General features: G+C 38.3%; 20 protein-coding genes. 12 read left to right on the top strand and 8 right to left on the bottom strand.

The genetic code is table 11. The features are described 5' to 3' along the window. The first annotated feature begins 102 nt into the window (after positions 1–102). On the top strand, positions 103–3,000 hold the full coding sequence (gene glnE / locus H4J50_RS09735; protein ID WP_310733261.1) for a bifunctional [glutamate--ammonia ligase]-adenylyl-L-tyrosine phosphorylase/[glutamate--ammonia-ligase] adenylyltransferase: 2,898 nt from the start codon (positions 103–105) through the stop codon (positions 2,998–3,000). A 35-nt stretch (positions 3,001–3,035) separates the two neighbouring features. On the opposite strand, the gene H4J50_RS09730 is transcribed toward glnE, so the two are convergent. Further along, positions 3,036–3,728, bottom strand: coding sequence for a TcpQ domain-containing protein (locus H4J50_RS09730; RefSeq protein WP_182256019.1), 693 nt, complete (start codon positions 3,726–3,728; stop codon positions 3,036–3,038). 50 nt (positions 3,729–3,778) lie between these two features. Beyond that, positions 3,779–4,717 (bottom strand): LpxL/LpxP family Kdo(2)-lipid IV(A) lauroyl/palmitoleoyl acyltransferase, encoded by a 939-nt coding sequence (lpxL, locus tag H4J50_RS09725; RefSeq protein ID WP_182256017.1) that lies wholly within the window; start codon positions 4,715–4,717, stop codon positions 3,779–3,781. Positions 4,718–4,786: 69 nt separating this feature from the next. Between lpxL and hldE the strand changes: the two genes are divergently transcribed. After that, positions 4,787–6,214, top strand: coding sequence for a bifunctional D-glycero-beta-D-manno-heptose-7-phosphate kinase/D-glycero-beta-D-manno-heptose 1-phosphate adenylyltransferase HldE (gene hldE, locus H4J50_RS09720; protein WP_182256015.1), 1,428 nt, complete (start codon positions 4,787–4,789; stop codon positions 6,212–6,214). A gap of 105 nt (positions 6,215–6,319) precedes the next feature. On the opposite strand, the gene tolC is transcribed toward hldE, so the two are convergent. Next, positions 6,320–7,681 (bottom strand): outer membrane channel protein TolC, encoded by a 1,362-nt coding sequence (gene tolC / locus H4J50_RS09715; RefSeq protein ID WP_182256013.1) that lies wholly within the window; start codon positions 7,679–7,681, stop codon positions 6,320–6,322. 197 nt (positions 7,682–7,878) lie between these two features. Here tolC and H4J50_RS09710 point away from each other — a divergent pair, with 197 nt between their 5' ends. The 9 genes from H4J50_RS09710 (at position 7,879) to parC (ending at position 18,544) form a co-directional block, all read left to right on the top strand. Continuing rightward, complete coding sequence (locus tag H4J50_RS09710; protein ID WP_182256011.1) at positions 7,879–8,514, top strand: NUDIX domain-containing protein; 636 nt, start codon at positions 7,879–7,881, stop codon at positions 8,512–8,514. A gap of 69 nt (positions 8,515–8,583) precedes the next feature. Beyond that, positions 8,584–8,973: a DUF1249 domain-containing protein gene (locus H4J50_RS09705; RefSeq protein ID WP_259366211.1), complete on the top strand. Its 390-nt coding sequence runs from the start codon at positions 8,584–8,586 to the stop codon at positions 8,971–8,973. A gap of 33 nt (positions 8,974–9,006) precedes the next feature. After that, a complete protein-coding gene (locus H4J50_RS09700; RefSeq protein WP_182256009.1) occupies positions 9,007–9,762 on the top strand; it encodes a metallophosphoesterase in 756 nt (251 codons plus the stop codon). A gap of 22 nt (positions 9,763–9,784) precedes the next feature. Next, the gene (locus H4J50_RS09695) at positions 9,785–10,369 is read left to right on the top strand and encodes a YqiA/YcfP family alpha/beta fold hydrolase (protein ID WP_182256007.1); all 585 of its coding nucleotides are present in this window, start codon (positions 9,785–9,787) and stop codon (positions 10,367–10,369) included. A 16-nt stretch (positions 10,370–10,385) separates the two neighbouring features. Next, positions 10,386–12,275, top strand: a complete 1,890-nt coding sequence (parE, locus tag H4J50_RS09690) for a DNA topoisomerase IV subunit B (RefSeq protein ID WP_182256005.1) — start codon at positions 10,386–10,388, stop codon at positions 12,273–12,275. A gap of 126 nt (positions 12,276–12,401) precedes the next feature. Further along, positions 12,402–12,809: a VOC family protein gene (locus tag H4J50_RS09685; RefSeq protein WP_182256003.1), complete on the top strand. Its 408-nt coding sequence runs from the start codon at positions 12,402–12,404 to the stop codon at positions 12,807–12,809. A 128-nt stretch (positions 12,810–12,937) separates the two neighbouring features. Next, positions 12,938–14,854: a tetratricopeptide repeat-containing diguanylate cyclase gene (locus H4J50_RS09680; RefSeq protein ID WP_182256002.1), complete on the top strand. Its 1,917-nt coding sequence runs from the start codon at positions 12,938–12,940 to the stop codon at positions 14,852–14,854. Then, complete coding sequence (locus tag H4J50_RS09675; RefSeq protein ID WP_182256000.1) at positions 14,847–16,109, top strand: GGDEF domain-containing protein; 1,263 nt, start codon at positions 14,847–14,849, stop codon at positions 16,107–16,109. Before H4J50_RS09680 ends, H4J50_RS09675 begins: the two co-directional genes overlap by 8 nt. Positions 16,110–16,255: 146 nt before the next feature. Beyond that, positions 16,256–18,544, top strand: a complete 2,289-nt coding sequence (parC, locus tag H4J50_RS09670; RefSeq protein WP_182255998.1) for a DNA topoisomerase IV subunit A — start codon at positions 16,256–16,258, stop codon at positions 18,542–18,544. A gap of 231 nt (positions 18,545–18,775) precedes the next feature. Here the strand turns inward: parC and H4J50_RS09665 are convergent, their stop codons facing one another. From H4J50_RS09665 to tal, 3 genes are all read right to left on the bottom strand, one after another. Continuing rightward, positions 18,776–19,306 (bottom strand): DUF6942 family protein, encoded by a 531-nt coding sequence (locus H4J50_RS09665; protein WP_182255996.1) that lies wholly within the window; start codon positions 19,304–19,306, stop codon positions 18,776–18,778. Between the two features lie 92 nt (positions 19,307–19,398). Then, positions 19,399–19,572, bottom strand: a complete 174-nt coding sequence (locus H4J50_RS09660) for a DUF3545 family protein (protein WP_108456942.1) — start codon at positions 19,570–19,572, stop codon at positions 19,399–19,401. A gap of 122 nt (positions 19,573–19,694) precedes the next feature. Further along, a complete protein-coding gene (gene tal, locus H4J50_RS09655) occupies positions 19,695–20,648 on the bottom strand; it encodes a transaldolase (protein WP_182255994.1) in 954 nt (317 codons plus the stop codon). 289 nt (positions 20,649–20,937) lie between these two features. Between tal and yaaA the strand changes: the two genes are divergently transcribed. After that, a complete protein-coding gene (gene yaaA, locus H4J50_RS09650; RefSeq protein WP_182255992.1) occupies positions 20,938–21,714 on the top strand; it encodes a peroxide stress protein YaaA in 777 nt (258 codons plus the stop codon). 227 nt (positions 21,715–21,941) lie between these two features. Here the strand turns inward: yaaA and H4J50_RS09645 are convergent, their stop codons facing one another. Further along, positions 21,942–23,252 carry an aminotransferase class V-fold PLP-dependent enzyme gene (locus H4J50_RS09645; RefSeq protein WP_182255990.1) on the bottom strand — a complete coding sequence of 437 codons (1,311 nt, stop codon included), beginning with the start codon at positions 23,250–23,252 and terminating at the stop codon, positions 21,942–21,944. A 445-nt stretch (positions 23,253–23,697) separates the two neighbouring features. Next, positions 23,698–24,984 carry an amidohydrolase gene (locus H4J50_RS09640; protein WP_182255988.1) on the bottom strand — a complete coding sequence of 429 codons (1,287 nt, stop codon included), beginning with the start codon at positions 24,982–24,984 and terminating at the stop codon, positions 23,698–23,700. Positions 24,985–25,078: the final 94 nt, after the last annotated feature.

The raw sequence follows: 25,078 nt of genomic DNA, 5'->3' as shown, positions 1-25,078 counted from the left end.
ATGACATATTATGTCTATTTTTTTAGGTATATCAATGAAATTAATTTATTATCCAATTTTAACAAGTATTCATTTGTCATTGTAACAATTATCGAGGATAACGTGCCTAATTCATCTCCTTTGTCATTTTCAACATTACTTGAAGATCAGAAAATTAAAAGCTGGTTACAGTTTTCCCAACAATTTCCTAACGTTACCGATAGCCTTTCGCCAGAACGATTAACATTATTTAAAAACGCGATTGCGTTAAGTGATTTTATATTACGTAGTGCGGTACAGGCTCCAACCTTGATTGTTGCACTGTTTAATAGTGAACAGTTACTTACTCAACAAACACCTGATTATAAAGCGATGCTCCTTGAAAGTGTTGAGCAGTGCCAAACCGAAGAACAGCTTCAGCATTATTTGAGAATGTTCCGTTTAGAGCAAATGGTTCATATTGCTGTTGGTGATTTCTTGTTGGATATATCGCTTGATGAATCACTTAAAAGACTCTCTGCTTTGGCCGATAACTTAATTATTGCCGCTAATAATTGGTTATCAATATTTTGTCAGGAAAAATGGGGTATACCAGTTAATTCTGCCGGTGAGCCTCAACGTTTACTGGTCTATGGCATGGGGAAGTTAGGCGGTCAAGAACTTAACTTCTCATCTGATATCGATTTGATTTTTGTTTACCCGGAGGCTGGTGAAACACATGGTGTTAGGCGTTCTATCGACAACCAATTATTTTTTACCCGTTTAGGTCAAAAATTAATTACTGCGCTTCATCAACAAACAGCCGATGGTTTTGTGTATCGAGTTGATATGCGTTTGCGACCCTTTGGTGAAAGCGGACCTCTAGTATTGTCGTTTACTGCCATGGAAAATTACTATCAAGATCAAGGGCGTGATTGGGAACGTTATGCCATGTTAAAAGCGCGATTAATCGGCGAAAGCGACTATCATGGCCAATTATCAGATATGCTTCGCCCATTTGTTTATCGTCGCTACATCGACTTTAGTGTTATTGATAGCCTTCGCCGAATGAAAGCCATGATTGCTCAAGAGGTCAGACGAAAACAGCTTAACAATAATATTAAATTGGGCGCTGGCGGAATTCGAGAAGTCGAGTTTATTGTACAAGTTTTTCAGATGATCAGAGGCGGTCGTGATAAAGATTTACAACATCGTAATTTATTAACCGTACTGCCTTTATTGGTCACTCACGGTGAACTTACCTCGCAGAGCGCGCAGGTGTTAACGAATAGTTATCGATTTTTGCGTCGAGTTGAAAATATTATTCAGGCGCTTAATGACCAACAAACCCAAACCTTACCTGAGTGCGAACTAGACCAACAAAGACTCGTGGCTATTCTTGCTGATAGCGACTGTATTGATTGGCCAACTTTTCTTGCTCAACTTACCTTTCATATGCAAGGTGTTCATCAACAATTTGGCGAACTTATTGGTGAAGAAAGTCCTAATCGACAAGCTGTTGACCAATACTGGACAACATTATGGGATAGCCAATGGAGCGATGAGGAGTCTATTGCTTGGATTGAGCAGTCACCTCAACTACTTGATAATACCGACGGTATAAGATTCAAACATAGCGAATCTTTATGGCTGACATTAAGAGACTTTCGCCGTGAAATGATCAAACGTAGTATGGGGAGTCGGGGTAGACAAATTCTGGACAAACTAATCCCTACCGTACTTTGGCATTTGGCTGAATTAAAGTTAACCGACCAGACTTTAGCGAGAGTCTTAGGTGTATTAACAACTGTTGCAACACGAACGGCATATCTAGAGTTACTGTTCGAAAATGAAGGCGCTTTAAAGCAGTTAATTCATTTATGTCGCAACAGCAGTTGGGTAGCAGAGCACATAGCCAAATTTCCAATATTATTAGATGAACTTATTGACCCTAAGCTTTTTCATCAGCCACCTCTATTGTCTTCATATGCCGCTGAACTTCGAGAAACTATGCTGCGGGTGCCGGAAGACGATCAAGAAGCGCAAATGATCACTTTACGCCAGTTTAAACAAGCTAAACAATTACGCATTGCTGCAGCAGATATCACGGGTATTTTACCCATTACTAAAGTCAGTGATCACTTAACCGCCTTAGCTGAAGCACTTGTAGAAGAAGTTGCCAATTTAGCATGGCAACAAATGGCGCTGCGTTTTGGTGTGCCTAGCAGTAAGTTAGATGGCCAAGATAAAGGCTTTGCTGTTATTGGTTACGGTAAATTAGGCGGCATTGAGCTCGGTTATAGCTCAGATTTAGATTTAGTCTTTGTTCATGATGCTGATATGGCTGAAATGACTTCTGGCGAAAAGTCGATTTCTGCGGGGCAATTTTATTTAAAACTTGCGCAAAGAATGATGCATTTATTCAATACCCGCATGGCAAATGGCATATTATATGAGCTAGATATGCGTTTGAGACCTTCAGGTAATGCGGGCTTGTTAATGGTGCATATAGACACTTTTGCTCATTATCAAAACAGTGATGCTTGGACATGGGAGCATCAAGCATTAGTGCGAACTCGCATTATATATGGTCATGATGCGCTAGCGCTGAGGTTTAAAGAAATTAAGCGCGAGGTTTTAATGAGGAAGCGCGACAAGGCACTATTACTTGAAGATGTGATAAAAATGCGTGATAAAATGCGCTTACATTTAGATAAATCAACATCGGCAGAAGTTGATATTAAGCAAGGTCTTGGGGGCTTAGTTGATATTGAGTTTCTTGTGCAATACTTGGTGCTCGCTTACTCTGCAGAACACCCTAAATTGAGCGATTACTCCGATAATATTAACTTGCTCGAATACTTAGCCAGTATTGATGTTATTACTGTGCAGCAGCAACAAGCTTTAGTGGATAACTACTGCAAGTTGCGTGACTTTAGTCATCAAGCAACCTTACAAAATAGCCCTGCGATGATACCTGAAGCTGAGTTTTCTGCACAACATAACCAAGTGATGAATATTGTTAAATCGTTATTGCATTAACAACAATATCTTAAGGCTAAGTGGGGTTTATGCTTTTACCTTTTAGGTAATCTAAGACACTCTTTAGCTAAGTAAGGAATATCGTTCTCTATAAGCACAATGGCGCGTTGTTGATAACAAAAATAGACAGTAAGGCCATTTTCGAAATGGCCTTCGATAGCTTTGCCTATTTGATATGAGGTAGTGATGATGTTTTGGTTAATTCTAAATGGGCCTTTAACCAAAAAGTCGCGATTTAACCACCAAATCAATTCAAGATCATTGTTTTTAGTATATTCAGATAACTTTTGATATAAGGTTTCACCAAGGCGAAATGGATGGTTATCAGTGCTACCCGTCCAGCTTCTTCGCAAGGGGCGAGTGATTAAACGCCTTTCTTCTAATATTTGCGCTAAATCACCTTCAGGATCGGGCAAGTAAACAATATTATTTCGAATTTTTGGACCTTTTCCATCCATCTCACCATGCAAGTTGGCATAATAACGGGAAAGTCCATCGGCCGCTGCATTCGTATTTTCTTTTGCGACTTCAGGTTCATCGGAGATTTTTTCTTCTACCGACTCAGTTTTGGGCGCTGCTTTATCTTCGTGATGAATATCTACTTTTGTTTCAGTTGTTTGCTCAGTTGCATCTTGGTTGAGTGAAAATAAGTACGCTTTGTTTAACCAAAGCGCGGTGCCTAAAACAATTAAAATAATACCTATAATAATATTTATAAATAATTTCATAAATCACTTAGCGTAGTTTGCTTTCTGCCCTATACATTAAACAACTAATATTAGTTATACAATGAAGGATCGTCTTCGTTTGGTCGAGTTTTAAAGCGACGGTGTAACCACATATATTGTTCAGGCTTAACTAAAATAGCTTTTTCTAACTCTTGATTCACTCTTAATACATCTGCTGTATCATCACCTGTTGGAAAGTTTTCGAGCATAGGTTTTATTTCTAAGGTGTAACCGCTGCCATCATCATTTCTGGTAGGAATAATCATATGTGTTTGCGTGTTTTTTTGTCGAGCAAATATTAATGTGCCTGTCGTTGACGCGGCTTCTGGTACGGCGAAAAAAGGCACGAAGATACTGCGACTGCGTCCGTAATCTTGATCAGGTAAATAAATACAAGCTTCACCATCTTTTAATGCTCTAAGTAAGCCTTTAACATCACGCTTACCTAACATGTATTTGTTAGATCTACCACGACCACGAAATTGAAAATACTCCATTAGCTGATTATTGTGCGGTCGGTAAAATACCACCATAGGATGACCTGAGCCAATGCCACGACAGTTTATTTCAACACTTAAGTAATGCATGGCAAGTAATAGAACACCTTTACCTTGCTTTTGTGCTTCTTCAATATGCTCTAGACCAATGATGTTTATTTTGTTTTTTACTCGCCAATTTGGCCACCACCAACCCATACCTGTTTCTAATAAGGCAATCCCGGTATTTTCAAAGTTTCGCTTGAGCATTGTTTGTCGTTCGGCATCTGTCTTATCCGGAAAGCAAAGTTCTAAATTCCGTAAGGCAACTTTTTTTCGGCTAGAGCCTATTTTGTAAAGTAAACGTCCTATCATTTTTCCAAGAAATAATTGGAATCGGTAAGGTAACCAAGAAATTGAGTACAGCACTAATACCGCAATCCACGTTAGCCAATACTTAGGTAATAGGAAAGATATTTTAAAATTTGGTTGTAAAACTTTGTTTTTACTCACGGGATGATTTCAACTCATTGAATTGCTTGTGTTACAATATTGCTTATTATATCTGTTATAGGGTACAGGATGAAAGTAGATATTCCCGCTTTTGAAAAAGCGCGTGTTTTAGTGGTTGGTGATATCATGCTAGATCGCTATTGGTCTGGGCCAACTCAACGTATTTCTCCAGAGGCACCTGTGCCAATTGTTAAAATACATCAAGACGAAGATCGACCAGGGGGCGCGGCTAACGTAGCCTTGAACATTGCTTCGCTAAATGGTCAAGTAACTTTGCTTGGTATTACTGGTGCAGATGAAGCGTCTAAAACATTGCAAACACAGTTGTCGGCAATGAATATAAATTGTCAATTTATTCAATCTGTAGATCATCCTACGATAACAAAATTGCGTATTTTAAGTCGAAATCAACAATTATTACGTTTAGATTTTGAAGAATCTTTTGCTGAAATTGATAAAACCCCCTTGATTGAGCAAACCAAAGCTTTAGTGGCTCAACATGATTTATTGTTGTTGTCAGATTATGACAAAGGCACATTGTCAGAGGTTCAAGCACTTATTCAAGCGGCAAAATCACAAAATATTCCTGTGTTAGTTGATCCAAAAGGTACTGACTTTTCACGTTATCGTGGTGCAACATTAATTACGCCTAATCTTGCAGAGTTTGAAGCCGTTGTTGGGCCATGTAAAACTGAAGCTGATATCGTCAAAAAAGGGCAAGCTCTGCTAAATGAATTAGAGTTAACCGCTATGCTGGTCACTCGAAGTGAACAAGGCATGACCTTGCTAATGCATGACCAAGAAGAGTTTCATTTACCGACTCAAGCTAAAGAGGTTTATGACGTAACTGGCGCGGGCGATACGGTAATAGCTACATTGGCACTGTCAATTGCGGCAAAAGCTGATTTTGCTCAAGCGAGCGCATTAGCAAATATAGCGGCTGGTATTGTAGTTGGCAAGTTAGGAACATCAACGGTTAGCGAAGCTGAATTAGGTGCAGAGTTGTTATCTGGCCAAGAAAGTGGTTTTGGTGTGATGACCGAAGATCAACTTAAAATTGCGGTTGAGTTAGCTCAAGCACGCGGCGAGAAAATCGTGATGACCAACGGCTGTTTTGATATTCTCCATGCTGGTCATGTTTCATATTTATCAACGGCTAATACATTAGGTACTCGCCTCATTGTTGCTGTTAATGATGACGCGTCTGTCACACGATTAAAAGGGCCGGGTCGCCCGGTTAATCCGGTCGATCGTCGTATGGCTGTACTTGCTGGGTTAGGGGCAGTTGATTGGGTAGTGCCATTTAGTGAAGATACGCCACAGCGTTTAATTGCCAACATATTACCTAATACCTTAGTCAAAGGCGGTGATTATAAAGTAGAGGATATCGCAGGCGGTAAAGAGGTTATTGCTGCAGGTGGTGACGTTAAAGTGCTTAATTTTGAAGATGGCATTTCTACAACTAAAATTATTAATGCTATAAAACAAGAAGATTAGAACACCGACATATATCGACTATCTGGATGTCTGATGATGTATTGAACAGAAAAAAGCAGCATTTAATGCTGCTTTTTTAATACCTGTTTTTTGCTAATTTAGCGTTTACTTAGCAGCGGTTAAACCTTGATTTATATCGTTTAAGTCTTGCTCTGTAATCGTTCCACCGGCTCGTTTTAAAGCTAATACATTTTGAATGTAATTATATCGAGTAGACGATAAGTTTCGTTTAGCGTTGTACAAGTTTCTGGTGCTGTTTAACACATCAACAATCGTACGGGTACCCACTTCAAAGCCGGCTTCAGTCGCTTTCAATGCACTTTGCGCACTGATCACTGATTGCTCTAGTGACTTTATCGATGAAACGGCTGCTATAACAGTGTTGTATGCGTTACGCGTGTTTTGCACTACATTTCTGTATGCTTGTTCCATATTTTGGCTTGCCGCAACATAATTGCTTTGCGCTTGGCGAACACTACTTGTTATAGCACCACCTGAATAAATAGGTACGTATAAAGAGATGCCGATTGAGTGGCTATCTAATGCTGGGTTGTTAAAGTTTATATTGTTTACTTCATTATCTTGCTCTTGATTACCGTAACTCCCCGATAAACTTAAGGTAGGGTAATGGCCCGATCTTGCTATATTGATATTTTCTTTTGCGATATCAATACTTATTCTTTCAGCAATTAATTCTAAATTCTTTGCTTCAGCCGTTTGTTGCCACTCATTAGCACTGTCAGGGGCTGGGCGAGAAGTACTAAAACGTTCAGTATTTAATATATATAAATCTCGAGGATAAACATTGGTGATAACACGTAACGCTTCTTCAGCATTAAATACTTGGTTTTCTGATATAATTTCACTGGTTACAGCATTATCAAATTGTGCTTGAGCTTCATGCACATCAGTAACTGCCGTTAAACCCACTGAAAATCTTTGCTTTGTTTGCTCTAACTGACGCTCAATGGCGGCTTTTTCTGCTTTTGCAAACTCTAAATCATCTTTGGCACTGAGTACTTGAAAGTAAGCTTGTGTCACACGAACAATTAAGTCTTGTTTAGCTAATTGGTATGAAACATCGCTTTGATGCGCAAGTTTTTTAGCGTTATCAAGTTTTAACCAAGTACTGTGGTTGTATAATTCCATGTCCAAGTTAATACCGTAGCTAGTCGTATCGCTTTTATTGGTTAGTATTTGACCTGAAGATTGTCCAGTATCTGAGGTTGGAATAAACTCACTTTTGCTTTCAGTGTAGCTTGCAGAACCGTAAATTTGAGGAAGCAACACAGAACGAGCTTGTTCGATACCTTCTTCAGCTGCAAAAAATTGCGCCTGAGCTCTAAGAACAACCGGATCATTTGCTTGTGCTTGTTGGTATACTGATAATAAGTCTTCGGCATTAGCTAAAGAGCTACTTGCAGTAAAAGCAAGGCCAATAAATAGTGCGGTTATTGTTTTTTTCATGTTGGAACGATTCCTGTAATAATGAACATGTTATTATTTTTCTAATTATAACTATCTTATCGCGAATAATGAATTAGCTAAATAGAATAAGTGTATAAGGAGGTACTCTAGTGTAACAAAATGTTAAATGTTAGGGTATCTAAAAAATGTCTAAAAAATGTCTAAAAATATGACTATTCAGATAAAAGGTCACTAATATGAGTATCACCCAAGAACCACTCTTACGGTTTGGTTTAGCTGACGTAGAAGTGCGAAGCCAAGTCAGGAAATACCAAGGTTTTTTCGCACTTGATGAGTACCAATTTCGCCATAAACTTTATGCTGGCGGTTACAGTAAAGTGTTAACAAGAGAAGTTTTTGAGCGCGGTAATGCTGTAGGGTTACTTCCTTATGATCCAAAAAATGACACGGTCGTATTGATTGAACAATTTCGTGCCGGCGCTCTACAAAGTAAAACTGGGCCTTGGCAACTAGAATTAATCGCTGGTATGTTTTCAGAAAATGAAGTGCCACAAGATGTCGCTATTCGTGAAGCAAAAGAAGAAGCTGATATAGATTTAGCGCCTGAAAATGTGATTAAAGTCATGGATTATCTTTCAAGTGCTGGTGGGATGACTGAATGTATTCATCTTTATTGTGCTTGTGTTGATAGCGAGAATATTTCTGGTGTTTTTGGCTTAGAGTCAGAAGGTGAAGATATTTTAGTGCATGTTATTTCAAGAAAAAATGCTGATAAAATGCTTGCAGAGGGAAAGATACTTAATGCGGCCACTATTATTACGCTACAATGGCTAGCCCTAAATATTGATAAATTTAAGTCAAACTGGAAATAAATGTCTGTCGTAGAAAAAAAATACCGCCCTCATTTACCTACACTAATGACCTTGTGTGAGGTGAATTATATGCTGTTACTTCGTATACTTGCTGATAAAGAGCAGGTAGGAGAGCAGCGTTGCTTTTTTATCTCAGACTTTTTAAGTTATCGCGTTAAGGTCAATGAAGTAACAAAATACACGACACTAATGACGATTAACCAAGAAGCGAATATTCATGGCTATAACTTAACCGAGCTTTTTCGCCCCAAAATGGTGGTACGTCTGTATCATGATGCTCGAATGGCAGAAGTTATTAGTAATCAAGATGTGCAACAAATTAAACCACGTTACGATTACCCTAACGAAAAAATGCACTTACCCAATGAAAAGCAACAAGTGAATTATTTTTTAAAAGAATGGTTACAGCTTTGCTTAAAGTTGGGGCAGGTTCACTTAGATATTTCTAGAAATTCATAAACTAATGCTAAAAAAGCAGTAACAGACAAAATAATGCCAAACGAAATTACCCTAGCACAGTTAAGTGATAGCCATTTATTTGCAGACAAAAGTGGTCAACATCATCAGGCTAATGTTTATCAAAACTTAAAGAGAGTATTACTCTCTATTAAGCAGCAGCCTTCGGTAGATGCTATTGTTTTTACCGGTGATTTAACTCAAGATCACACTGAAGCGTCTTATCTACTTTTTACTGATGCTTTTGATGACTTAAAAATTAATATACCAGTTTACTTTGTCGCAGGTAATCATGACGAGCCAGCACTGTTGAAACAGTATTTGTCGAAAGCACCATTTTGCCAAAGTAGTGTAATAGAAAATGATTATTGGCAGGTGCTATTATTAGCAAGTAAAAGTGATACTCCCGCAGGCGTTATAACAGCAGATGAATGTAATAAGGTCGGTAGTCTAATTAATGCGGCTAAATCACAGCTGCTCTTAACACATCATCATGCGGCAGATGCTGGTTTTTTTATTGATCGGCATGGTTTACTTAATAAAGAAGAATTTTATCTATGGTTAACAAAATTCCCTTCCATTAAAGCGCTGGGTTGTGGTCATATTCATCAGGCATTAATTTTACCAATAGCACTTGCCGATCGAACCATTAATTTATACACGTGTCCTGCCACCTCTATTCAATTTGATATAAACTCTTCAACGGCGGCATCAAACGGGCAAGGACCAGGTTATCAAGTATTTACGCTAGCAAGTACCGGCGAAATATCTCGAAAAGTGGTTTTTGTCTGAAAATAATGAGAAAAATATTTTTATGATTAACATACTATACATCCATGGATTTAACTCTTCACCTCAGTCGATGAAAGCTGAACTAACGCGAAAATATATGGCGGCAAACCATCCTGGGGTTATTTTTCATTGTCCGCAGATTATTTCATCGCCAAATGGCGCTATTAAACAACTTGAAGATATTATTGCACTTGAGCCTAGCGCGACTTGGTTCATTATGGGCTCATCTTTAGGCGGTTACTTTAGTACTTACTTAGCTGAAAAATATCAAACAAAAGCAGTGCTAATAAATCCTGCCGTAAGACCATTTGAATTAATGGCAGGCTACCTAGGTGAGCAGGTAAACCCTTATACACAAGAACGCTATCAAGTGCTTGCACAACATATAGTTGAATTAAAATCACTCGAACAGGTAAATATATCTAAAAATAACTACTTGGTCATGGTACAAACAGGTGATGAAGTGTTAGATTACCAACAAGCTGTTGAAAAATACCGTCATTGCGAGTTAGTTATTGAGCAAGATGGCGATCATAGTTTTATTAACTATGAAAACGCCTTGCCTAACATCGCGTTATTTTTTAACTTACCACTAATATCAGCCTAGTGATCAGAACATATAAATGAGCGAACAATATAATTCCGACTCCATTGAGGTCTTAAGTGGCCTTGACCCAGTACGCCATCGTCCTGGCATGTATACCGATACCACGCGCCCTAACCATTTAGGTCAAGAGGTAATCGATAACTCGGTTGATGAAGCCTTAGCCGGTCATGCACAAAACATTACTGTAATTCTTGATAAAGATCAGTCATTAGAAGTTATTGATGATGGTCGTGGTATGCCTATTGATATTCACCCTGAAGAAGGTGTGTCAGGCGTAGAACTTATCTTTTGTAAGTTACATGCTGGCGGCAAATTTTCTAACAAAAACTACCAGTTTTCTGGTGGTTTGCATGGTGTTGGTATTTCAGTAGTCAATGCTTTATCAACTCGTGTCGATGTATCAGTTAGGCGTGATGGTAAACTCTACGAAATGGCTTTCGAAAGTGGCTATAAGGTTGAAGAATTAAGAGAAACCGGCACCGTAGGTAGACGAAACACTGGCACCCGCGTTAAGTTTTGGCCTGATGCCAGTTATTTTGACTCGGCCAAGTTTTCAGCGCGCAGATTAGTACATTTGTTAAAAGCTAAAGCTGTTTTGTGCCCAGGCTTAACGATAAAGTTTCATGATAAAAACGAAGACGCTAAATATCAATGGTGTTATGAAGATGGTTTAGTCGATTATTTAAAAGAATCGGTTAAAGGTTATGAAAGCTTACCAGAAGAGCCTTTTGTAGGTAGCTTTTCCTCACAACATGAAGCCGCTGACTGGGCTGTAACTTGGTTACCAGAAGGTGGTGAGTCAGTTGGCGAAAGTTATGTAAACTTAATTCCAACGGTGCAAGGTGGTACGCATGTTAACGGTCTTCGTCAAGGCTTGTTAGAATCGATGCGTGAGTTTTGTGAGTTTAGAAACTTGATCCCACGTGGTGTTAAGTTAACGCCAGACGATATTTGGGATAAGTGTTCTTATATTCTCTCTGTTAAAATGGAAGATCCGCAATTTGCTGGTCAAACCAAAGAGCGGCTTTCTTCACGCCAGTGTGCGGCATTTGTTACCGGCGTTGTTAAAGACTCTTTTAGTTTATGGTTAAATGAACATACTGAAATAGCCGAGTCATTAGCTGAATTTTGTATCTCAAACGCTCAACGTCGTTTACGCGCAAGTAAAAAAATAATTCGTAAAAAGGTGACTCAAGGACCTGCATTACCCGGCAAGTTAACTGACTGTGGTAGCCAAGATATTTTACGCACCGAATTGTTTTTGGTGGAGGGTGACTCAGCGGGGGGGAGTGCAAAACAAGCTAGAGACCGTGAAGTTCAAGCCATTATGCCGTTACGCGGAAAAATATTAAATACATGGGAAGTCGACTCAGGACAAATACTAGCATCGCAAGAGGTGCATGATATTTCTGTCGCCTTAGGTATTGACCCAGACACCGAAGACTTATCAGGATTACGTTACGGTAAAATTTGTATTCTTGCCGATGCCGACTCTGATGGATTGCACATTGCAACATTACTTTGTGCGTTATTTACTCAGCATTTTCTGCCATTAGTACAAGCCGGACATGTTTATGTCGCTATGCCGCCACTTTATCGTGTTGATGTAGGTAAAGAAGTGTTTTACGCGCTAGACGAAGCAGAAAAAGACAGTATTTTAGATCGTATTGAAGCAGAAAAAAAACGCGGTAAAGTAAATGTTCAGCGATTCAAAGGGCTAGGTGAGATGAATCCTCTTCAATTGCGTGAAACAACCATGGATCCCAATACTCGTCGCTTAGTACAATTAACGGTTGATGAGCATGCAGAAACGATGGAACTGATGGATATGTTACTTTCGAAAAAGCGTAGTGGCGATCGTAAGATTTGGCTCCAATCTAAAGGTGATTTAGTTGATCTAGACTAATTACATTTGCATAATACTTTTAGTCGTTGATATTACTAATTCAACAATGAAAACCGTATTAGTTTAACGATAATTAATTAAGGTATAGTTTATAAACTATACCTTTTTGCTTTATTAAGGGAAATTATGATCGAGCACCGATTATTGCGTAGCATCTGCCATGCGTCTATTGGCACCAACGATTTAAAACGCGCTAAAGCCTTTTATACGCCAGTGTTAGCAACATTGACTATAGCGTTAGTCAGTGAATATGAGCACGCTGTTACGTACGGAAAAGGGTATCCTGAATTTTGGCTTCAACAACCTTATGATAAATTGCCGGCAACTCCAGGTAATGGCGTTCATTTTGGCTTTGTCGCATTAAATAAACAACAAGTTGATGACTTTTATCAATGCGCTATCGCTTTGGGTGGACGTTGTAATGGCAAGCCGGGTGCAAGGCCAGAATATGGAACACCATATTATGGTTGCTTTATTATCGATTTAGATGGTAATAAAATAGAAGCAAGCTATTGGCAAATCACTGAAAAATAATATTAAAGTTATGTGTTCGTTAAGTTTTACTATAATTTTTTATCTCTAGAAATAATACTTTATCATTTACACAAATTCGTTTTATACTGTATTTGGTACATTATCGCACACGTTGTTGGAGCGCGAATTTGTTAAGAAGCTTTGTAAAATTAATCTTTCAAAACAGTGCCCCCATTTTCTTTGTTTTCTTGTTAATATCATGTAAATCAAATGCTTTGCAGTCGTTAACAGATAGCGACTTTAATTCTTTTCTATTACGCGCAGAGCAACTGAATAATAGTGATCCCAAAGCAGCTTTAATCCTCCTAAACTCACATAAAGAAGCGTTAAACACTCAGCCTATATCCAACCAAGTAAATTTTTATCGCATTCAATCAGCGGCCTATTCTGACCAAGCACTTTATAGTTTAAGCGAGTCATCTGCTGAGCAAGGACTCATGCTAGCAAAGCAAATGAATAATCCCAGTATTTTTATTGCTGAACTTGCTTACACCAAAGGTTTTTATTTAGAAAGTTTAGGTGACTTTGATAGCGCACTTCAAATTTATCAAAATGGGCTAGATGTTGCTCGTTCAATGAATAATACCGAGTTAACAGCGCGAGGTTTAATTAATATAGGAGCGATATTATATTTACAAAAAAACTATAAGCAGTCGTTAATAACTCTGAACCAGGCCTTAAAACTTGCTAATGCTATTGAAGATGAAGCTCTTTTAGGTGACATAAACAGTGAGTTGGGAATTCTATACGGTTATTTAGGCGAAGAAAAACAAGCGAACGACTACTTTGAGCAGTCTTATCATCATTTTAAAAAGGCAGGAAAACATAATTATGCGCTCAACAGTTTGCATAATGTTGCTAATAACCATTCAAACCAAGAACGTTATGAGCAAGCCCTTGAAGTTTATCGAATATTAGAAAGCGAAATCTTACCGAATACGAGTAATCATTTTATTGCGGGCATCTATCGAAATATAGCTTGGGCGTTGGTAAATCAGAAAGAGCCCGATACCGAAAGTGCCTATCGCTATATTATACTTGCAGGTGAATATGTTAAAGAAGTTGAACAACACGCGGTCAAATTACAATATATTGTAGATAAAGCCTTTGTTTTAGAAAAAATGGAACGTTATCAGGAGGCACTCGATAATTTGGCGAAAGCGCAGGCACTTTTAGCGCTTAAAGATAGTAATATTTATGATACCAGTGAATTAAATATTCTATTTCTAAGAGCTAAATTACAGTATGTTCTAGGTGATTACAGTCAATCAATTGCAACTCAGTCTACATTTTTCACTAAATCAATAGCCTACAAAAAAGCACGAGAAACCAATGAGGTTGATGAGTTAATTCTTCAATATGAAAGTGAAACGGTTCAGCGGCATAAGCATATTTTAGAAAAAAAACAGCGACTACAAGACTTACAGCTGCAACAAATGACAGACAACGCTAATAATCGAGAAATTCTCGTTATCGTATTAGCTGTGTGTACATTACTTTTAGCTTGGTTTTTACTACGCGTGATTAAGGGGCAAAAAAACTTAGTCAGGGTGACAAGAATTGATAACTTAACCGGTGTGATTAATCGACGCAGACTGCTTGAGTTAGGAGATGATTTGTTTTCGCAGGCACAAAAGGAGCAACAAGCTTTTAGTGTTTATATGATAGATATTGATTTTTTCAAAAAAATTAATGATCAGTTTGGTCACAGTATTGGTGATAAAGCATTACAAGAAGTGGCCGTGCTAGGTCAAAATTTAATGCGTGCCAGCGATGTATTTGGACGATTTGGCGGTGAAGAGTTTATTGCGCTTTTACCCAACACTCAAAATAATGAAGCACTTGAAGTTGCTCAGCGATTACGACAGCATATCGAACAAAAAAAGTGGCAAACGCTGCAAATAAACCAGTTAACAATCAGTATCGGTGTTGCGACATTTGAGAACGATAATTATGCCGACTTCTCACTTTTGCTAAAAGCTGCAGACGAACAATTATTAAAAGCAAAACAAGCTGGTCGAAATAAGGTTAGCTCTGATGCGTAAATATTTAATGTTTAAATTTTTTGTATTACTTTTTGGGGTTATATCGACCAATATACAAGCGCTTGCTGATGAAGTCATTGGTCAACAACAGGCATTTACATCTTCTGATAGTCCTCAAATTAATCAGGTTGGTTTGCAGCAAGAGTGGGTAATTAGCGGGGCAGTATATTCACTTAAAGTGTTAAGCGAACATGACAAGGCCGCCGCTCAAGTTAAACTTTTGGAGTTACAATCTACGGGTTTAACTTTAAATATTGCAGAGCAATACCTTCTGAATGTCATTAGAGCTAATATCTCAGATATTAAAGGGCAAGAACACAAAGTTATTAACTGGCTTAATAAAGCGATTTTACTTGAGCCATCACTCGCTAAAAAGCAACTCGACTCGCCATTATTTGCAGATACTTATTTACTTTTGTCTAAGGTATATCAAAGACAGGGCGAAGATAAACTAGCCTTTGATAATAAGAAAAAATATATAAAAAAATATTTTGCGCACTTAAAACAACAAAAAGAATTACGCGTTAACCGTTTAAATGAAAAATATAATATTGAAAAGAAACATGAAGAAAATGAATTGCTCACCCAAAACAATGAAATAAAGCAATATGCACTTACGCAGGCAGAGTCAGAACGCACTCAACAGCACGTTAATATTGTAATTTTTATTGTTGCAGTTAGCGTATTCTTCTTACTGCTTGTTAGACAGTTTAAAATTCGTCGTGCATTAAAGTTATTGGCCAAAACCGATACCTTAACTCAATTACCCAATCGCCGTTCATTCTTCAATAGTGGCGATGCCTACATGCATAAAGCATTATCTTCAGATAAAGAATTGAGCATTTTAATATTAGATATTGATAACTTTAAAATGATAAACGATCACTTAGGTCATGATGCAGGCGATAGTGTTATTTGTAATGTGGCTGCTTTAGCCGCTGAAACAATGCGTTCAAGAGATTTCTTTGCACGTATAAGTGATGAAGAGTTTGCCGCTATTTTACCCGATGCAACTATTGAGCAAGCACGTGCGATTGCTGAGCATATACGTGAGAAAGTTCAAGATAGCATTCAAGACAATATCAATAAAAACTCAAAGCTTAATAGCCCTGTCACCGTGAGTATTGGCATTGCGAGCATTAGAGATGTAAAAGAAAATTTTGATAGTTTGTTGCATGCTGCAGATTTAGCTATGCATCAAGCAAAAGTTAATGGCCATAACCAAGTTTTTAGCTTCACTAATGAAAATAAATAAAACTAACAATAATCACTATTGTGAGATATTTATCAGCTAAAAGTATACTTTCCTCTAGTATAATCAGCTAAGCTACCCCTAGAACAATAATAATAGAAGTTACGCTTAATAACTCGGCATTAATCGAACTTTTAAGGAACAATTTCATGTCAGATGCTATCGACTTTAGTTTAGACGGTATTGAGCAACGGCCCTTAAGGCAGTTCACCGAAGAAGCTTATTTAAATTACTCCATGTATGTCATTATGGATCGAGCTTTGCCGCATATTGGCGACGGTTTGAAACCTGTGCAACGTCGTATCGTTTATGCAATGTCAGAGCTTGGTTTGTCCGCGTTGGCAAAATATAAAAAATCAGCTCGTACTGTTGGTGATGTATTAGGTAAGTTTCATCCCCATGGTGATTCAGCTTGTTATGAAGCTATGGTGCTAATGGCACAACCATTTTCATACCGATACCCGTTAGTTGACGGACAAGGAAACTGGGGCGCGCCTGACGATCCTAAATCCTTTGCTGCTATGCGTTATACCGAAGCGCGTTTATCTCGTTTTAGTGAAGTGCTACTCGCAGAACTTGGCCAAGGAACCGTTGATTGGACGCCTAATTTTGACGGCACCATGAAAGAGCCTAAAACGTTACCGGCAAGATTACCGCATATATTACTTAATGGTATTACCGGTATAGCAGTGGGCATGGCGACAGATATACCGCCACATAATGTCAGAGAAGTGGCTAGCGCATGTATTCATCTTATTGAACAACCTAAAGCTGAGTTAAGCGATCTGCTTGAGATTATTAAAGGACCTGATTACCCCACTGATGCTGAAATTATAACGCCCAAAGCTGACATCGAAAAAATTTATCAAACGGGTCGTGGTAGCATTAAAATGCGTGCTGTATACGAGATATTACATGGTGAAGTTGTAATTACCGCGCTACCGCATCAAGCCTCAGGTGGTAAAATATTAGAACAAATTGCTAATCAAATGCAAGCTAAGAAACTGCCAATGGTGATTGATTTACGTGATGAGTCTGATCATGAAAACCCGATCCGTTTAGTCGTTGTTCCACGCTCTAATCGTGTTGATATTGAACAACTTATGCAGCACTTATTTGCAACCACAGATTTAGAAAAAAACTTTCGTGTGAACCTAAACATGATTGGTTTGAATAACAAACCTGCGGTTAAAGATATTAGAACAATTTTAAGCGAATGGTTAGAGTATCGACGTGAAACTGTTCGTCGCCGTTTGCAATATAGATTAGATAAAGTATTAGCACGATTACATATTTTAGATGGCTTACTTATCGCTTATCTAAATATTGATGAAGTGATAGAGATCATCAGAGGCTTTGATAATCCGAAAGCTGAGTTAATGTCTCGTTTTGACTTGTCTGATCGTCAAGCTGAATCAATATTAGAAATTAAATTACGTCAACTTGCTAAGCTTGAAGAAATTAAAATTCGTGCTGAACAAGACGAATTAAATATTGAACGCGAATATCTTGAAAAAACGCTTGGCTCTAAAGCACGCATGAACACACTCATGAAAAAAGAAATTTTAGAAGCCGCTGAAAAGTATGGTGATGACCGTCGTTCAGTTATTGTTGAGCGAAGTGAAGCAAAAGCCTTGTCAGAAAAAGATTTGATGCCGAGTGAGTCAGTCACTGTTGTTGTCTCTCAAAAAGGTTGGGCACGTTGTGCTAAAGGTCATGACATTGATGCACATGCGTTAAGTTACAAGTCAGGCGATGAATACTTATGCTCGGCTAAGGGGCGCAGTAATCGCCCTGTGGTGTTTATTGACTCTGCAGGTAGGGCATACGCCACTGATGCCCATAGTTTGCCTACAGCACGTAGCCAAGGCGAACCACTGACTGGTCGTTTTAACTTAGCCAGTGGCGAATACTTTGAAAAAGTACTGATGGCAGATGATGAAAGTCGATATTTATTAAGCAGTGATGCCGGTTATGGCTTTGTTGGCAGTTTTGCCGATATGGTTAGTCGTAATAAAAATGGTAAAGCGCTGCTTAGTCTATCAGCTGCGGCAAAAGTAATGACACCAAGAGTCATTACCGATCTAGAAACAGAGTTGGTACTTTCAATTACCTCTGAAGGGCGTATGTTAGTATTCCCAATCAAAGACTTACCTGTTTTGAGTAAAGGTAAGGGTAATAAAATTATCAATATTCCTACAGCAAGAGCTAAAGCGCGCGAAGAGTATGTAACATTGCTTGAAGTGTTACCGCCAGGTAGTGCGGTTACTTTGCATGCTGGTAAGCGAAAATTAACCCTTAAAGCTAGCGATATTGAACATTATAAAGGTGAGCGTGGTCGCCGTGGTAATAAGCTACCTAGAGGCTTACAGCGTGTTGATAATATCGTAGTAGAGCAGCTAGCTAACGATATAGAGCCTGAGATCCCTGAGAGTTAATATTTCAGTTTGAAGCGCTAAGCCATACTCAAATATAATAAGTTCACTAGATAATTCACTGAGTAAGTATTTAACGTGACATTATCAACAAAGCCTTAAGGATATATCCTTGAGGCTTTTTTTATGCTCAGTTGATAGCTTAGCCAATTGATATGTTACTAGGATGATATTACTGAATATCGTTTAATACAGACTTAACAAAAGCATAATAATAAGCAGGTTTTGAAGATGCTATACAAGTGGCGGAGCATGCTGCTGAATTAACCCCGCTAACTGTGTTATTTTTATATTTGATAACTGTCGATAATCGAAATATGGGCAGATAATAAGACCTAATTTATGATTAATCGCAAAGTCATGGCTAAGCCAGATACTATCACTACAAAGGTTAAGGTGTTCAGCATAACCTTTGCCTAAGACTATGTGCAGTTTTTTTCTCGAGTTAGTTGATGTGAAATTAGTCAATAAGTTAGGCTCTGAAAAAAGTAAACAATGCTCGCTATGTTTTTGTAACAGAAGCTCATCTCTTAATTTTTGCCAAGTTGAAAACTCATGAGGCGACAACTCAAAGATTAATTTAGCGTAAACATTAAAAATTTTTCGCCAATGATTACCGGTTTCCTGACAAATATGACTAATTTCACCAGGCATTAACGGTTTCACAATATTCAGGTTTTGATAGATATTGAGCGGTGGGCGGTTTTTTATATAGAAAATTATACTGGAGTTGCTATTACCTAGACCTTCGGCTTTATTGACCATTTGCTTCTTCTTTATAAACTGCCAATAAAAAACCCGGTAAAGTTCCGGGTTTTTAGTCGTTTTAAATATTTTATTAGCACTACATTGCTTAGTTAAAACTCTTTCAACATGCTTTCTAAAGAATCATCATATGCTTTCAATTCTTTTTCCAGTTGAAATTTTTCTTTCAGTTGTTCGATTTCACGCCACTTTCTTTTTTTATTATTACTCGGACTTGATTTTGGCTGAGCGCCTATTGAGCCCAATACTTGTTGAAATTTATCCATGGTATGCTCCTTGTTTCTACAACTGCAGCTTTTTAATACCACAGTTGCTTATAAAATAGAAACATTATTTTGCATTTTAGTTACAAAATCATACATTCAACTAAGTTATTAACGAAAAAAGTTTAAAGCATTGCCTTCAATTGTTGCTCAAGTTTAACTTGATCGATAGTGAAATTACGAATACCTTCGGCTAGCTTTTCAGTTGCCATGGCATCTTCATTCATTTCCCATCTAAACTGTGCTTCGCTAAGTGCTGCTTCTTTGTCTAAAGGTGCTTGGTCGCTAAACAATTTTTGTTCAACAGTTTCAGTTGAGTTGGCTAACTCGTCCATTAGGTTAGGGCTAATGGTTAAACGGTCACAGCCGGCTAATTCAAGTATCTCACCAATATTTCGGAAACTCGCACCCATCACAACGGTATTATGACCTTTTGCTTTGTAGTAATTATAAATGCTGGTAACTGAAACTACGCCAGGATCTTCGCTTGCTGAATAGTCAGTACGGCCAGTATCTTTTTTGTACCAATCTAAAATGCGGCCTACAAAAGGAGAAATAAGGTAAATGTTAGCTTCAGCACAAGCTTGTGCTTGAGCAAAACTAAACAATAAAGTTAGGTTACAGTTAATGTCTTCACGCTCTAATTGCTCAGCAGCTTTAATACCTTCCCATGTCGAAGCTATTTTTATCAATATGCGATCATTAGTAATACCTGCTTCGTTGTACATAGCAATAAGTTTATGTGCTTTATCAATAGACGCTTTAGTATCAAATGAAAGGCGTGCATCAACTTCTGTTGAAATTCTACCCGGTACTATTTTTAAAATTTCTAAGCCAATTAAAACTGAAAGTTTGTCTGCAGCATCAATCACTTGTTGATCAGGTTCAGAAGATTGAGTTTTTGCCCACTCGACAGCTGTTTTAAGTAATTGTTGATAATTAGGTAATGAAGCTGCTTTTAATAATAAAGACGGGTTTGTTGTTGCATCTTGTGGTTGAAACTTAGCAATAGCTTCAATGTCGCCAGTGTCTGCAACAACGGTTGTCATTGCTTTTAATTGAGATAGTTGGTCGGTCATAATATGTCCTTGATATAAATAATGGTACGGGTATAAACGTAAAATTTGATGAAATATTACAACGTTTTTCGAGCAAGATAGGATGACATTGCTAGGTATCTGTTTTATTCGCTTCTATTTGTATCAAATTTTCATAATTTATCAAGTATGAGGACGAAATAAATGAGATAAAAACGCTATTGTATGGGGTAATAGCTATTAGCTAGATGATTAATTAATAATGCAGGTAATTATATTCGTTTTTTCCTGTGTTATAGTGGCAAAAATTTTTTAAAGTAGAGTATATATAATGTTGCTTGTTGTTTCTCCCGCTAAGAATCTCGATTATGAATCCCCGGTTGCGACTGAAAAATTTACGCAGCCTGAACTGTTAGAGCATAGCAAAGTGTTAATGAAAAAATGCAAAACATTAACGCCAGCGGATATCAGTTCATTAATGGGTATCAGCGATAAATTAGCGGGTTTAAATGCAGCGCGCTTTGGTGAGTGGGCGACCCCTTTTACGCCAGAAAATGCGCGCCAAGCGATATTAGCTTTTAATGGTGATGTTTATACTGGTTTAGACGCACCATCGTTTAGCGAGAAAGATTTTGAATTTGCACAGCAGCATATGCGAATACTATCTGGCTTATACGGGCTATTAAAGCCGTTAGATTTAATGCAAGCGTATCGTTTAGAAATGGGTAAAAAATTAGATAATGATCGCGGCACTAATTTGTATCAATTTTGGGGTGATATTATTAGTGAGCATTTAAATGCAGCGTTAACTGCTCAAGGCGATAATGTTTTAATTAACTTAGCGTCAAATGAATATTTTAAATCGGTTAACAAGAAAGTATTAAAAGCTGAAATTATTACTCCTGCATTTAAAGATTGGAAAAATGGTCAATATAAAATGATCAGCTTTTTTGCTAAAAAAGCCCGCGGATTAATGGCACGCTATATCATTGAAAATCAAATTACAGATGTTGAAAAATTAAAAGCTTTTGATGTGGCGGGATATCAATATTCTAGTGATTTAAGTAAAGGAAATGACTGGGTTTTCTTGCGCAAAGAAGCCGATTAAGTCAAATTGATTACCTTAAGCCGATTACCTTAAGCCGATTACCTTAAGCCGATTACCTTAAGTCCATTGAACTGAATATAAAAGCTATAAAGGAAAAAATAGCCCTTTATAGCTTTTAGAGAATAGACCGTTGAACAGTTAATTACACCCTACCTACGTCATGTTTTTTAAATAAAAATAGCTTCTTTTAGGGTTTTTAGTTAACAAAATCAAGCAACTCTCAGTGCTTAAGCTAATGCGCGTATTTCGCTTAATGCCTTTTCAATTTCCTGTTCATTATTTATTAGTGACGGAGCAAATCGCGCGTAGCTATTCCTATAAGGCGTGCTACTCATAATAATTCCTTTGCTGTGTAATTTCTTCACTACATTACCCGCGCTCATACCTGCAACGTCGAAGCATACTAAACCTGAAGAAAGTTCACTGGATTGCGGGGTGTACAGCGTTACATGGCGCATTTTTGCCAAGCCTTCTTTTGTTTGTGTATTCAATTGGTGAATGCGTTGTTGCACATTAGCTTTGCCCAGCTGCATATGGAGCTTAAAAGCCTCTGGTAGGGCCCAACGGTGTTCAAAAGAGTGAAAGCCACCTGGTGACATATGCTCACCCATAGGGACTTGCTCTTGAACACTATTACCTAACCACACATCATATGAGGCACTAAAACTAGGAATAACCGGCTCAGTGTTTGCCCAAGCACGATCGTTTCCCCAAATAACCCCGGTACCACGTGGTCCGAACAGCCATTTGTGTGTGCCAGCGACAAAAAAATCGCATCCTAAAGTGGCAATATCTTCATTTTCAATGCCAAAACCGTGGACTCCGTCGACACAAAATAGTATTTGTTGATCTTTGCTTCGATCTTGGTTAATTAAATTAATAGCATTTGCCATTGCTCTAATAGGCAGCTTTACACCGGTTGACGAATGCACCCATGTCGCTGCAACCACACGCGTATTCTTGTTAATTCCTTCTCTTAATCGTTTAATGACATCGGCTATGCTAACGGTTGATGGGTTTTCGTAAAGTGCTATCCGACGGACTTTCGCACCAGTACGCCTTGCTCGGTAGGCTAATGACATATCTGTTGAGTAGTGATCATGGACTGTTTGTAAAATTTCTGTGCCTGGTGCCAATTTTAAACCACTGTAAATCAAGGCAAGCCCCATGGTCGTGCTGTCCGTTAACGCTATATTTTTAGCTTTACCTCCCATATATTGTGCTGCTACTTCAGCAATATCATTATCAATTGTTTCAAATCGATGGTGCCAATAATCAGCAGGATTTTCATCTAAACCACGTCTGTGCATTTCTATAGCATCGGAAACAGGTTTAGGGTGGGACGTTAATAAAAATGTAGATAACTGAATGTATTTTTTGGTTAATGGAAACAAGTCACGTAATGCTGTCCAATCTGCTGGTGCGATAGTATTGCTTTTATTGACCGACAATTGGGTTTCTGCCAGTAGTTGTTTTGAAGCTAATAAACTTGCACCAACACTGATGCCTAAACCAGCCAAAAATTTCCGTCTTAGCATGTGATTATCCTCTTGTGAGCCATACCAGTATGTTTGTTCAATAAGGCACGCAGTTAGTTAAAATAGTTGAGGTTAGCCAATTCACAGGAGAGAGCCCAATAATCTGGCTGTTTAAAACGTAGTGCATAAATTGGAGATTTTCCAGTTTAGAATACTGAGTAGGTACTTACACTTTAAATAATAAAACTTGTCTATGGTGCAGGTAATAGACTCTTGCTACCTGAGCTACTTAACGCTCACTCAGTTATGAAATTTGCGCTTATAAAGCTGAAATTAACGATAGTCTCAACAGGGAGGGAGATTATCTAAAATTATTGTTCAAAAACGTGAACCTAGGAGTTTATACAAGTTAAATATAAAGAAAAAAATAAATAGTAAATGTTTATTTAATCATGCACTTACTATTTATTTGAAGGGGAGAGGTTAAGAGCAATTACGGACAGGATTACAGCTTGTTATAATCTAATACCCAATTGACATAAAGCTCAGTACCCGTTTTTAATGATTTTTCGTCTGCATAGAAAAACGGTGAATGATTGCTTGGAGCACTTACCGCATTTTCACCTTCTGGTGTTACGCCCAAAAATACAAAGAGCCCTGGCACTTCAAGAGCGAAAAATGAGAAGTCTTCTGCGCCAGTAACTAAGTCGTTAACATGGACTTTGTCTTTACCTGCAACGCGTTCAATAGTGGGCAGCATGTTTCGTGTCAGCTCTATATCATTAATGGTAACAGGGTACCCTTCGTCAATGTGCACATGTGCTTCAGCGCCGGTTGCTTTAGCCGTCATTTCAGCCGTGGTCTTTAAGTTTTTAAATATTTGTGCACGATTGCCCATATCAAAATTACGAATAGTTCCTTCAAGATAAACTTCATCTGGAATAATATTATTACGTACGCCACCTTCTATAATACCAAAGCTAATAACAGCGGGTGCTTTAGTGATATTGACCTGGCGGCTGACAATTGTTTGTGTGCTACCAATGATTTGTCCTGCTGCAACGATAGGGTCAACACCACCCCATGGACGAGAACCATGAGTTTGGCGACCTTTTACGGTAATTTCAAAACGATCTGAGGAGGCCATAAGCGGCCCTTCGCGATAACCAATGTGACCGGTATTTCCAGCAGACCAAACGTGTATACCAAATACAACTTCTGGTTTATGCTTAGTAAATAAACCTTCTTTTAGCATAAGTTCAGCGCCGCCTTCTTCATCATTGGGTGCGCCTTCTTCGGCAGGCTGGAAAATAAATACGATAGTACCTGCAACCTCATCTTTCATTGATGTGAGCTTTTCTGCTGCTCCCATTAGCATTGCCATGTGTAAGTCATGACCGCAAGCATGCATTACACCCACCTCTTTGCCTCTATATTCTGCTTTCGCAGTGGATTTAAATGGCAGGTCAGTTTGTTCTATAACAGGTAGCGCGTCCATATCGGCACGCATTGCTATTGTAGGGCCAGGTTTGCCACCTACTAGTACGCCGACAACGCCAGTGTGTGCAATGCCGGTTTGCACTTCTAAACCTAAGTCTTTCAGATGTTTAGCTATAACTTTAGCGGTGCGAAATTCGCGATTACTTAGTTCGGGATGTTGATGTAAATCACGACGCCATTCTATTACCTTTTGCTCAAGCTGAGCTGAAATGGCGACGGGTTGTTGCGCCTGCGCACTGCTGAAAGTAGCAATACCCAGTAGAAAAGCCAAACTCATTAATGAACACTTCATGTGAAACTCCTTAACAGTAAATAGGATAAACGGATATATATATCTGTTTTAAGTCGATTTGTTTTTACTCATTTTTGATGGTTAGAATGAAAAA

This window comes from Colwellia sp. 6M3, assembly GCF_014077595.1.
GTDB lineage: Bacteria > Pseudomonadota > Gammaproteobacteria > Enterobacterales > Alteromonadaceae > Cognaticolwellia.
This window is presented reverse-complemented; position numbering and strand designations above follow the sequence as displayed.

What these genes read in the sequence shown, in the direction of transcription:
- H4J50_RS09730 (WP_182256019.1), bottom strand. Translation starts at nt 3,728, where the DNA reads ATGAAATTATTTATAAATATTATTATAGGTATTATTTTAATTGTTTTA.
- hldE (WP_182256015.1), top strand. Translation starts at nt 4,787, where the DNA reads ATGAAAGTAGATATTCCCGCTTTTGAAAAAGCGCGTGTTTTAGTGGTT.
- tolC (WP_182256013.1), bottom strand. Translation starts at nt 7,681, where the DNA reads ATGAAAAAAACAATAACCGCACTATTTATTGGCCTTGCTTTTACTGCA.
- H4J50_RS09710 (WP_182256011.1), top strand. Translation starts at nt 7,879, where the DNA reads ATGAGTATCACCCAAGAACCACTCTTACGGTTTGGTTTAGCTGACGTA.
- H4J50_RS09705 (WP_259366211.1), top strand. Translation starts at nt 8,584, where the DNA reads ATGCTGTTACTTCGTATACTTGCTGATAAAGAGCAGGTAGGAGAGCAG.
- H4J50_RS09700 (WP_182256009.1), top strand. Translation starts at nt 9,007, where the DNA reads ATGCCAAACGAAATTACCCTAGCACAGTTAAGTGATAGCCATTTATTT.
- H4J50_RS09695 (WP_182256007.1), top strand. Translation starts at nt 9,785, where the DNA reads ATGATTAACATACTATACATCCATGGATTTAACTCTTCACCTCAGTCG.
- parE (WP_182256005.1), top strand. Translation starts at nt 10,386, where the DNA reads ATGAGCGAACAATATAATTCCGACTCCATTGAGGTCTTAAGTGGCCTT.
- H4J50_RS09685 (WP_182256003.1), top strand. Translation starts at nt 12,402, where the DNA reads ATGATCGAGCACCGATTATTGCGTAGCATCTGCCATGCGTCTATTGGC.
- H4J50_RS09675 (WP_182256000.1), top strand. Translation starts at nt 14,847, where the DNA reads ATGCGTAAATATTTAATGTTTAAATTTTTTGTATTACTTTTTGGGGTT.
- parC (WP_182255998.1), top strand. Translation starts at nt 16,256, where the DNA reads ATGTCAGATGCTATCGACTTTAGTTTAGACGGTATTGAGCAACGGCCC.
- H4J50_RS09665 (WP_182255996.1), bottom strand. Translation starts at nt 19,306, where the DNA reads ATGGTCAATAAAGCCGAAGGTCTAGGTAATAGCAACTCCAGTATAATT.
- H4J50_RS09660 (WP_108456942.1), bottom strand. Translation starts at nt 19,572, where the DNA reads ATGGATAAATTTCAACAAGTATTGGGCTCAATAGGCGCTCAGCCAAAA.
- tal (WP_182255994.1), bottom strand. Translation starts at nt 20,648, where the DNA reads ATGACCGACCAACTATCTCAATTAAAAGCAATGACAACCGTTGTTGCA.
- yaaA (WP_182255992.1), top strand. Translation starts at nt 20,938, where the DNA reads ATGTTGCTTGTTGTTTCTCCCGCTAAGAATCTCGATTATGAATCCCCG.
- H4J50_RS09645 (WP_182255990.1), bottom strand. Translation starts at nt 23,252, where the DNA reads ATGCTAAGACGGAAATTTTTGGCTGGTTTAGGCATCAGTGTTGGTGCA.
- H4J50_RS09640 (WP_182255988.1), bottom strand. Translation starts at nt 24,984, where the DNA reads ATGAAGTGTTCATTAATGAGTTTGGCTTTTCTACTGGGTATTGCTACT.